Here is a 9,786-nt window from a genome sequence, read left to right as displayed (position 1 = left end):
GAACGAGGCGTCGGGCGTCAGCCTCTCCGACCTCTCCCTCGACCTCGCGGTCCTGCGCCTGACCGAGCCGGTGCGCGATCGGCGGCCGGTGCCGTTGGCGGCGGGTCCCGGCCGGGTCCCCAAGAGCCTGCGCATCGCCGGCGGCGGGCCCTCCCCCCCGGGGGGCGGGGGGCCGGCCCCCCCCCCCCGCGGCGGCCCCCCCCCTCGGTCGGGGCCGGTCGGCCCCGCCCGCCGCGACCGACGGCGGCTCGGCCGCCGGCCGGGATGCCCTGGCGCAGGCCACCGTGGCGATCGGCACGATCACCCAGCCCGAGGAGGCGCTGAAGCTGACCCGCTGCACCGGCGTGCTCATCGCGCCGGATCTCGTGCTCACCGCGGCCCATTGCGTGAACGGCGATCCGCTCGGCGCGCTGGTGGTGTTCTTCCGCGGCAGCGAGCCGGCGCGGCCGGTCTACGGGGCGCGGGTCGCCGCCCGCTACAGTCCCGATCCGGGGGAGATGCTGCCGAACGAGGCGTCGGGCGTCAGCCTCTCCGACCTCTCCCTCGACCTCGCGGTCCTGCGCCTGACCGAGCCGGTGCGCGATCGGCGGCCGGTGCCGTTGGCGGCGGATCCCGGCCGGGTCCCCAAGAGCCTGCGCATCGCCGGCGCCGGCCTCTCCGGCCGGACGGTCGGGCGCCTGCGCACCGCCACGCTGACGCCGGTCGCGGCGAGCAGCACCGGGCTGACCATCGCGCGGGCCAACGGTGCCCGGGTCTGCTTCGGCGATTCCGGCGGCCCGGTCGTCGCGCAGGATCGCCGCGGCACGTACATCTGGGGCGTGGCCAGCGCGGTGATCAGCCGGGCCGCGCCCTGCGGCGGCTACGTGGTGATCGCCCCCGCCGCGCAGGTCTTCTCGGCCACCGGGACGCGGTGAGGTCTGCGGATACCGCCGGAACGCGAAAATCCCGCGCGGCCGGACCGCGCGGGGTTTTTCAGGAGGCGGTGCGCGTGGCGGGTCAGACCGCCATGCGCTCCTCGCCGTCCATCGGCTCGCGCAGCACGTAGCCGCGGCCCCAGACGGTCTCGATGTAGTTCTTGCCCTGGCTGGCGTTGGCGAGCTTCTTGCGCAGCTTGCAGATGAAGACGTCGATGATCTTCAGCTCCGGCTCGTCCATGCCGCCGTAGAGATGGTTCAGGAACATCTCCTTGGTGAGCGTCGTGCCCTTCCGGAGCGAGAGGAGTTCCAGCATCTGGTACTCCTTGCCGGTGAGGTGCACCCGGGCGCCGCCGACCTCGACGGTCTTCTGATCGAGGTTCACGATCAGGTCGCCGGTGGTGATGACCGACTGGGCGTGACCCTTCGAGCGGCGCACGATGGCGTGGATGCGCGCCACCAGCTCGTCCTTGTGGAACGGCTTGGTGAGGTAGTCGTCGGCGCCGAAGCCGAGGCCCTTCACCTTGTCCTCGATGCCGGCCATGCCGGAGAGGATCAGGATCGGGGTCTTCACCTTCGCCACGCGCAGCGAGCGGAGCACCTCGTAGCCCGACATGTCGGGCAGGTTCAGATCGAGGAGGATGATGTCGTAATCGTACAGCTTACCGAGATCGACACCCTCTTCCCCGAGGTCGGTGGTGTAGGTGTTGAAGTTCTCGGACTTGAGCATCAGCTCGATGCTCTGCGCGGTCGCGCTGTCGTCCTCGATCAAAAGTACCCGCATCGTCGGTCCCCAGCCCCGCCGGCCGCATCAGCGCGCAGACACGTCCCAGCCTTCGCCCGCCACCGGCCTGTGGACGGGCGCTCCGTCGCTCTTGACGTGGAACGCTATGGATTAATCGTTAACAAAACCTGATTCCTGCCCGCAAGCGTCTCGTTCGAAGTTCCGCGAGCTTGACAGGAGAAACACCGTTGCTCCGGCCTTGCCCTCGGCCCCGATTCCGATCCGCCCCCGTCCAGGCCACTCGCCCCCTTCGGCGTAAGTACTTCCTGCGCAACGATTCGATCCCCGGTGTTGTCCGTCGGACACACCGGTACGACTTCGTCGGGCGCGATTGTGGTCGCGACCCGGATCGAGCCGCTACGAGCCCGTGACCCGCAGTGTTAAGGAGGCCGGTAAACGAAGCGTTGAGAGCCAGGCCGATGACACAGGATCCGGCAAGATCCGTTGCTTCGCTCGCGTCGGCGCAGGCCGCCCTGGAGCGGATCGAGGTGCTGGAGACGTTCGGGCGGGTCGTGGCGATCCGCGGCCTGCTGGTGGAGGTCGCCGGACCTGTGGCCGCGATGCGACTCGGCGGCCGGGTCGACGTCGAGGGTGCCAACGGCCACGGGCTGGTGCCCTGCGAGGTCATCGGCTTCCAGGGCGATCGGGCGCTCGCGATGCCGTTCGGCTCGCTGGAGGGCGTGCGGCGCGGCTGCCCCGCCTATGTCCGCGACGAATCGGCCGGCGCGATCCGGCCCTCCGGCGCGTGGCTCGGCCGGGTGATCGACGCCCTCGGGCGACCGGTCGACGGGCTGGGCCCCCTGGTGCAGGGACCCGACGTCTACCCCCTGCGCGCGGACCCGCCCCCCGCCCACGCCCGCACGCGCGTCGGCGGACCGCTCGATCTGGGCGTCCGGTGCATCAACACCTTCCTGACCATGTGCGCGGGCCAGCGGATGGGCATCTTCGCCGGGTCCGGCGTCGGCAAGTCCGTGCTGCTGTCGATGCTGGCCCGCTACACGGCCGCCGACGTGGCGGTGATCGGCCTCGTGGGCGAGCGCGGCCGCGAGGTGCAGGAATTCCTCCAGGACGATCTGGGCGCCGCCGGACTCGCGCGCTCGGTGGTCGTGGTGGCGACTTCCGACGAGCCGGCCTTGATGCGCCGGAACGCGGCCTACGTGACCCTGTCGGTCGCCGAGCACTTCCGCGATCAGGGCGCCAAGGTCCTGTGCATGATCGACTCGATCACGCGCTTCGCCATGGCCCAGCGCGATATCGGCCTCGCCGCCGGCGAGCCGCCCACCGCCAAGGGCTACACGCCGACCGTCTTCTCGGAGCTGCCGCGCCTGCTCGAGCGCGCGGGTCCCGGGGTGGGGCAGGGCACGATCTCGGCCCTGTTCACCGTCCTGGTCGAGGGCGACGACCACAACGAGCCCGTGGCCGACGCGGTGCGAGGCATCCTCGACGGCCACATCGTCATGGAGCGCGCCATCGCGGAGCGCGGGCGCTACCCGGCGATCAACGTGCTGCGCTCGGTCTCGCGCACCATGCCGCGCTCCTGCGATCCGGCCTACCTCCCGGTCGTGCGGCGGGCGCGGCGGCTGCTGTCGACCTACGCCGACATGGAGGAGCTGATCCGGCTCGGTGCCTACCGGGCCGGCTCCTCCCAGGAGGTCGACGAGGCGGTCGCGCTCATGCCCGATCTTGAGGCTTTTCTGGGGCAGGGTAAGGAAGAAGCAACGTCCATCGGCGATGGTTACGCACGGCTCACCGAGATCGTCGGCGGGGCCTAGGTACCATGGGCCGGGGCGTTAACGCTTCGGCGCGATCATGGTGCACGTGGGGGATCCGGGCGGGTCTGCCGTGGGCAGGCTCGCACACAGGCTCGGTCCGGGCGCGATCCCGGGCGCGGCCTCAAGCGTTGCGTGGAGTGAGCGTCCTGATGAAATCGCGTGACACGCTGATCCGCCTGCGCCGCTTCCAGGTCGACGAGAAGCGCCGGCGCGTGACCCAGATCGAGATGATGATGGCCGACTTCCAGCGCATGGCGGTGGAGCTCGATCGCGAGGTCGCCGTCGAGGAGGCCCGGGCCGGAATCACCGACGTCGGTCACTTCGCCTACCCGACCTACGCCCGGGCCGCGGCGACGCGCCGGGACAACATGATCCAGTCCGCCCAGGCGCTCGAGGGCCAGCTCGCCGAGGCGAAGGCCGAGCTGGGCGAGGCGTTCGAGGAGCTCAAGAAGGTCGAGATCCTGAACGACCGCGAGCGGACCGCCGAGCGCGCTGCCGAATCGGCCCGCGATCAGGCCGCCATGGACGGGATCGGCCTCAACCGCGCCCGGGGCTGACGCGGCCCGTCGGACCGCACGGCCGGCTTCCGCGGCACGAAACCGTCACGATCACCTGACAAGGGGGATCGCGGCGGCGCCATGCCGCTTGCAGCGCGTCGCGTGCCGGCGCATCAGGGGCTCTCCCCAGGGCGTCGGTGTTCATGAAGAAGATCAGCGAGTTCATCTGGCCCTTGATCGGCCTCGCGGCCGTCGTGATATCGGGCTACTTCCTCTACCAGGAATTGAAGACGACCTCGCTCGCGGCGATCTGGGCCGCGATCCTCGCGATCCCGCCGCACCGGATCCTGCTGGCGGCCCTGTCGACCCTGGTCGCCTACGCGGCGCTCGCCTGGTACGACCGGATCGCGCTGCTGCATCTGGGCGTGCGCCACATCTCGTGGCTCTTCGTCTCGCTCTGCTCGTTCACGACCTACGCGCTCTCGCACAATATCGGCGCCTCGGTCTTCTCGGGCGCCCTGGTCCGCTACCGGGCCTACACGGCCAAGGGCCTGACGGCGGCGCAGGTCGCCGTGCTGGTGGCGCTCTGCTCGTTCACGTTCTTCCTCGGGACCGTCCTCCTCGGCGGCTTCACGCTGGTGGTCGATCCGAACCTGCTGACGCGCCTCGAGGGCAAGCTCCCGGGCTTCCTCACCGATTCCAAGACCGCGCTGATCGTCGGCATCGGCATGCTGGGCTTCGTCGGCCTGTACGTGATCGGCTCGATCCTGCACCTGCGGCCGCTGCACATCCGGTCGTTCAAGCTCGAGTATCCCCGGCCCGGCATCATGGGGCGCCAGCTGCTCGCGGCTCCGCTGGAGCTCCTGGGCGCGGCGGGCATCATCTACTTCGCCCTGCCGGAGGCGATGAACCCGGGCTTTATCCCGGTCCTGGCGATCTTCCTGGCCTCCTTCTCGGTGGCGCTGGCCTCGCACGCGCCGGGCGGCCTCGGCGTGTTCGAGATCGTGTTCATCACCGCGATGCACATCACCGACGAGGCGCAGAAGGACGCGATCATCGCGGCGGTGATCATCTTCCGGATCTTCTACTTCTGGCTCCCGGCCCTGGTCTCGGTGATCGTCGTGATCGCCTTCGAGCGCTCGCGGCTGGCCGCGGCGATCGGCTCGGCCGCGCACGGGCCCAAGGCGGCCGCCGTGCCGGAGCCGCCCGTCGTCGTTCCCGGGCTCGACGCGCACGAGCTGGAGCGGGAGCTCAAGCAGAAGGCGATCTGAGGGGGCTGGACCGCCGTCTCCGCGAGGGGCCCGACGCCGTCGCCTCGGCCTCCGCGCACCACTCCGCGAAACCCGGGATCGCTTCGCCGCGCGCTTCGTCAGCGTGCGGCCCGCGCCGATCCGGCGGTCGGTCCCTCGGCCCAAGCGGCGGGACGGATTTGCCCGCGGCGGCGCCGGTGTCGCGGCCTGTCGTTCCTCAGATCGAGTTCACCGTCCGCAGCCGCGCCCGCGGGTGGATCTCCGCCTGGCTCATCACCGGCGTCTCGCGGCGGAAGCGCTCGATGATCGAGCGCACGAAGGGCCGCGTCTGGGCGGAGGTGACGAGCACCGGCATCTCGCCCTGGCGCGCCGCCGTCTCGAAGCGGTCGCGCACGGTGTTGACGAACTCGCTGAGCTTCGAGGGCTGCATCGCGAGGTAGCGCTCCTCGCGCTCGCCGACGATCGACTCCATGAACGCCTGCTCCCAGGCCGGCGACAGGGTGATGATCGGCAGCATGCCGTTCGGGTCCTGGTACTGTGCGCAGATCTGCCGGCCGAGGCGCGCCCGGACGTGCTCGACCACGTCGCGGGGGTTCTTCACCGCGCCCGCCACCTCGGCGATCGCCTCCACGATCGCCCCGAGATCGCGGATCGAGACCCGCTCGGCGAGCAGGAACTGCAGCACGCGCTGGATGCCGGTGGTGGAGATCTGCGACGGCACGATCTCCTTGAGCAGTTCGGCGTGCTCCTTGGGCAGCTCGCGCAGCAGCTTCGACACCTCGACATGGTTGAGGAGCTCGGAGACGTGGGCCTTGATGATCTCGGTCAGGTGCGTCGACACGACGGTGGCGGCATCGACCACCGTGTAGCCCTTGAGCTGCGCTTGGTCGCGCAGGGCCGCGTCGATCCAGGTTGCCGGCAGGCCGAAGGTCGGCTCCAGCATGTGCTGTCCGGGCAGCTGGACCTGACCGCCCATCGGATCCATCGCCATGAACTGGCCCGGGAAGATCCGGCCGGTGCCCGCCTCGATCTCCTTGACCCGCACCACGTAGGCGTTGGCGTCGAGCTGGACGTTGTCGAGGATGCGCACCGACGGCATCACGAAGCCGAGTTCCGCGGCGAGCTGGCGGCGCAGGGCCTTGATCTGGTCGGTGAGCCGGTCCTGGCCCTCGCCGTTGACCAGGGCAAGGAGCGCGTAGCCCATCTCGAGCTTGAGGTCGTCGAGCTTCAGCAGGTCCGTGACCGTCTCCTCCTTGGCGGCGCTCGCCGCGGCGACCGCGGCCGCATCCATCGGGGCGCCCAGAGCGTCGAGCGGCGGCGCGAGCTTGGCGGTCTTGTTGATGCGCCACGCCGCGTAGCCGGCGCCGCCTCCCAGCAGGACGAAGGGCAGCATCGGCATGCCGGGCAGGAGGGCGATCAGCAGCATCACCCCGGCCGACATGCCGAGCGCCTTGGGATAGTGCGCGAGCTGCTTGCCGAGCGCCTTGTCGGCGGCCCCGCGCACGCCGGCCTTCGAGACCAGCAGGCCCGCCGCCGTCGACACGATCAGCGCCGGGACCTGGCTCGCGAGGCCGTCGCCGATGGTCAGCAGGGTGTAGCTCTTGGCGGCCTCGCCGAAGCTCAGGCCCTGCTGCGCCACCCCGATGATGATGCCGCCGACCACGTTGATGAAGGTGATCAGCAGGGCTGCCACCGCGTCGCCGCGCACGAACTTCGAGGCACCGTCCATGGCGCCGAAGAAGGAGGATTCTTCCTCGAGCGCCGCGCGCCGCGCCTTCGCGGTCTTCTCGTCGATCAGGCCGGCCGACAGGTCGGCGTCGATCGCCATCTGCTTGCCGGGCATCGCGTCGAGGGTGAAGCGGGCCGCGACCTCGGCGATGCGGCCCGAGCCCTTCGTGATCACCACGAAGTTCACGATGATCAGGATCGCGAACACGATAATCCCGATGACGAAGTTGCCGCCCATCACGAAGTGGCCGAAGGCCTCGATGACGTGCCCGGCCGCCGCCGTGCCCTCGTGCCCGTGCCCGAGGATCAGGCGCGTCGAGGCGAGGTTGAGGGCGAGCCGCAGCATCGTGGCGATGAGCAGCAGCGTCGGGAAGACGGTGAATTCCAGCGGGTTGTCGATCGACAGGCCGGTCATCATGATCAGGACCGACAGGATGATCGACACGGCCAGCAGCAGGTCGAGCAGGATCGCCGGCAACGGGAAGATGAGGACCGCCAGGATCCCCAGCACGCCGGTCGCGAACAGCAGGTCGGACCGCTTCGACAGCGCCTGGAGATCGCCGCGCGTCGGCAGCGCGAGCTGGCCGAGGACGGCCGCCGCTCCTGTCTGTGCCGGCGCACTCACCGTCTCTGCCATCGATGCCATCCGCTGCCGTTCGCCCGGGACGGGCCCGGGACGTACCCGGCAAGATCTGCCGAGCGGATGGTTAGCGCGGCGTTAAGATGGGACCGGCGCCGACGGGAACCCGGGCCGCCGCGATCGCTTGATCGGTCGGCGAGAGCGTCGATCCGGCATCCGACCGCGCCCGCGTCCGGGCCGCCCGCGCCGCTGCCACGTCTCCGGGCCCGGGCCCGGACATACCGGGAGAGCTCGATGGCCCTGCGCGCCCTGACCGCCCTGTTCGACGATTACGACGCCGCCGCGGGGGCGGTGGACCGGCTGGAGGCCGCCGGCATCCCCCACGCGGACATCAGCATCATCGCGAATCGCAACGAGCCCGCGGTCCCGCCGCGGGCGCCCGGGACCGCCGTTCCCCGACCGGTGGACGCGGCGGATTCCGCCGGCACCGGGGCCACGGTCGGCACGGTCCTGGGCGGCGGCGCCGGCCTGCTCGCGGGGCTGGGCCTGCTGGCGATCCCCGGGCTCGGCCCGGTGGCGGCGGCGGGCTGGCTCGTCGCCACCGTGACGGGCGCCGGCGTGGGTGCCGCGGCCGGCGGCCTGATCGGCGGCCTGACCGCGGCGGGCCTCAGCGCCGACGAGGCCGAGACCTACGCCGAGGGCGTGCGTCGCGGCGGAACACTGGTGACGGTGCGCGCCGACGAATCCCGGGCCGAGCGCGTCCTGACCATTCTCGACCAGGCGGGCTCGATCGATCTCGACCAGCGCGCCGAGGGCTGGCGGGCCCAGGGCTGGACCGGCGGCACCATCGGCCCGGCGGCGGACGACCGGGGCACCGGGGCCGGCCGCTGAGGATACCGGTCCGTCCCGGGCGAACCCGGCGGGACGCGCGTCAGGTCATCATCTTCCGGGCGAACATCGCGGCGCCGAACAGGACGCCGGCGCCCGCGGTGATCAACGCGATCATCAGGAGCCGCCGCGGCTCGGTGGAGGATTCGGCCTTCACCGGCTCGACGATCGGGCTGAAGAACTCGATCTGCCGGGCCGCGATGATGCGCGCGCGCTCGTGGGCGGTCAGCACCTGCTGATAGTACTTCTCGGCGTTCTTGCGGTCGTTCTCCAGGACCTCGAACTTGGTCAGCGCGTCGGAGAGCAGGCGCTTCTGCTCCGGATCCTGGCTGGCGGATTGCCGCTCGATCCGCGCGATGTTGTCGTCGAGGTCCTTGATCTGCTGCTTGATGTCGATGATCCGGCGGGCGTCGGGACCGAGGTCCCGCTGCCCGATCGCGAGCTGGAGCGCGAGGTTGATCCGCGAGGCCCGCATCTCGGCGATCATCTTGACGTTGATGTCGTTGGTCTTCTGCGCGTCGAGCACGCCCTCGCGGTTGCGCAGGTCGCGCGTCGCGAGGCGGATCTTGGTCATGCGCTCCTCGGCGAGCCGCAGCTCCCGCGTGCTCTCGGCGACGGCATCCTCGCGCGACTTGACGCTGAGGTCGTTCACCTTGCGCTCGGCCTCCTTCATGATGGCCTTGGCGATGGCGAGGGACTCGTCGGGATCGAAGGCCTCGACCTGCACCGACATGATGCCGGATCCGGACTCGACCTCGACGCCGACGCGCCGCTTCCAGTAGCGGAGGAACTTCTCGATAGGCTTCTCCGGATCGAACCGGGAGAAGTAGTCGATCGAGTCGGCGCTGAACCACTGGCGCAGCGGCAGCTGCGCCTCGAGCAGCTCCAGCATCGGCCGGCTCAGGATGAATTCACGCGTGATCAGCGTGTCCTGCGCCACCATCTGGTTCGCCATGCCGGAATTCGTCCCCCCGGTCTCGGTGGACGTCTTCTCGGCGGAGCCCAGGGCCGGCCGGATCGCGAATCGCGCCTCGCTGACGTAGCGGTCCGAGGCGATGAGGCCGTAATAGGCCGCCCCGGCGAGCGTCGGCAGCAGGAAGCAGACGACGAACAGGATCGGGATCCAGGGATCGTTCTTGGCGTCGGCCTGAAAGGACCGGATGCCCTTCTTGCGGTCGGCGAAGCGCGACATGCGCGCGATCTGCCGCAGCGACTCGCTCACCGCCTGCTGGCGGTCCGCGGGCGTGACCGGCTGCCCCTCGGCCTTCCGGATCTCCATGTTCATGGCCTGATTCCCAGCCTCCCCGGCCTCGAAGGTCGACCCGTTACCGGGATCCCGCGCGCGCCGCACCCGGCGCCGCGACCGTCTCTCG

Annotated in this window: 8 protein-coding genes; 5 read left to right on the top strand and 3 right to left on the bottom strand. The window is 70.6% G+C overall.

What is annotated here, in order from left to right:
• The first annotated feature begins 284 nt into the window (after window positions 1–284).
• On the top strand, window positions 285–914 hold the full coding sequence (locus ACLBYE_RS17445; protein ID WP_447695143.1) for a trypsin-like serine protease: 630 nt from the start codon (window positions 285–287) through the stop codon (window positions 912–914).
• Window positions 915–996: 82 nt separating this feature from the next.
• Here the strand turns inward: ACLBYE_RS17445 and ctrA are convergent, their stop codons facing one another.
• Window positions 997–1,698, bottom strand: a complete 702-nt coding sequence (gene ctrA / locus ACLBYE_RS17440) for a response regulator transcription factor CtrA (RefSeq protein ID WP_010683835.1) — start codon at window positions 1,696–1,698, stop codon at window positions 997–999.
• A 419-nt stretch (window positions 1,699–2,117) separates the two neighbouring features.
• On the opposite strand from ctrA, the gene fliI reads away from it, so the two are divergent.
• The 3 genes from fliI (at window position 2,118) to ACLBYE_RS17425 (ending at window position 5,238) form a co-directional block, all read left to right on the top strand.
• A complete protein-coding gene (gene fliI, locus ACLBYE_RS17435; RefSeq protein ID WP_447695142.1) occupies window positions 2,118–3,470 on the top strand; it encodes a flagellar protein export ATPase FliI in 1,353 nt (450 codons plus the stop codon).
• 149 nt (window positions 3,471–3,619) lie between these two features.
• Window positions 3,620–4,027: a flagellar export protein FliJ gene (gene fliJ, locus ACLBYE_RS17430; protein WP_012322462.1), complete on the top strand. Its 408-nt coding sequence runs from the start codon at window positions 3,620–3,622 to the stop codon at window positions 4,025–4,027.
• Window positions 4,028–4,170: 143 nt separating this feature from the next.
• Entirely contained in the window at window positions 4,171–5,238 is a 1,068-nt protein-coding gene (locus tag ACLBYE_RS17425) for a lysylphosphatidylglycerol synthase domain-containing protein (RefSeq protein ID WP_020092903.1), read from the top strand.
• Window positions 5,239–5,434: 196 nt separating this feature from the next.
• Here ACLBYE_RS17425 and flhA read toward each other — a convergent pair whose 3' ends face one another.
• Window positions 5,435–7,582 (bottom strand): flagellar biosynthesis protein FlhA, encoded by a 2,148-nt coding sequence (gene flhA / locus ACLBYE_RS17420; RefSeq protein ID WP_447695141.1) that lies wholly within the window; start codon window positions 7,580–7,582, stop codon window positions 5,435–5,437.
• 237 nt (window positions 7,583–7,819) lie between these two features.
• Here flhA and ACLBYE_RS17415 point away from each other — a divergent pair, with 237 nt between their 5' ends.
• Complete coding sequence (locus tag ACLBYE_RS17415; RefSeq protein ID WP_447695140.1) at window positions 7,820–8,416, top strand: hypothetical protein; 597 nt, start codon at window positions 7,820–7,822, stop codon at window positions 8,414–8,416.
• Window positions 8,417–8,456: 40 nt separating this feature from the next.
• Here the strand turns inward: ACLBYE_RS17415 and ACLBYE_RS17410 are convergent, their stop codons facing one another.
• Window positions 8,457–9,698, bottom strand: coding sequence for a capsule biosynthesis protein (locus ACLBYE_RS17410; RefSeq protein ID WP_447695139.1), 1,242 nt, complete (start codon window positions 9,696–9,698; stop codon window positions 8,457–8,459).
• Between the last annotated feature and the right edge of the window lie 88 nt (window positions 9,699–9,786).

The sequence above is a fragment of the Methylobacterium sp. A52T genome, from assembly GCF_053346095.1.
Note: the sequence above shows the minus strand (reverse complement) of the source record. Positions and strands in the feature narration are given on the sequence as shown.

Excerpts from the sequence above, each read along its gene's own strand:
- flhA (WP_447695141.1), bottom strand. The coding sequence starts at position 7,582 with ATGGCAGAGACGGTGAGTGCGCCGGCACAGACAGGAGCGGCGGCCGTC.
- ACLBYE_RS17410 (WP_447695139.1), bottom strand. The coding sequence starts at position 9,698 with ATGAACATGGAGATCCGGAAGGCCGAGGGGCAGCCGGTCACGCCCGCG.
- ctrA (WP_010683835.1), bottom strand. The coding sequence starts at position 1,698 with ATGCGGGTACTTTTGATCGAGGACGACAGCGCGACCGCGCAGAGCATC.
- fliJ (WP_012322462.1), top strand. The coding sequence starts at position 3,620 with ATGAAATCGCGTGACACGCTGATCCGCCTGCGCCGCTTCCAGGTCGAC.
- fliI (WP_447695142.1), top strand. The coding sequence starts at position 2,118 with ATGACACAGGATCCGGCAAGATCCGTTGCTTCGCTCGCGTCGGCGCAG.
- ACLBYE_RS17425 (WP_020092903.1), top strand. The coding sequence starts at position 4,171 with ATGAAGAAGATCAGCGAGTTCATCTGGCCCTTGATCGGCCTCGCGGCC.
- ACLBYE_RS17415 (WP_447695140.1), top strand. The coding sequence starts at position 7,820 with ATGGCCCTGCGCGCCCTGACCGCCCTGTTCGACGATTACGACGCCGCC.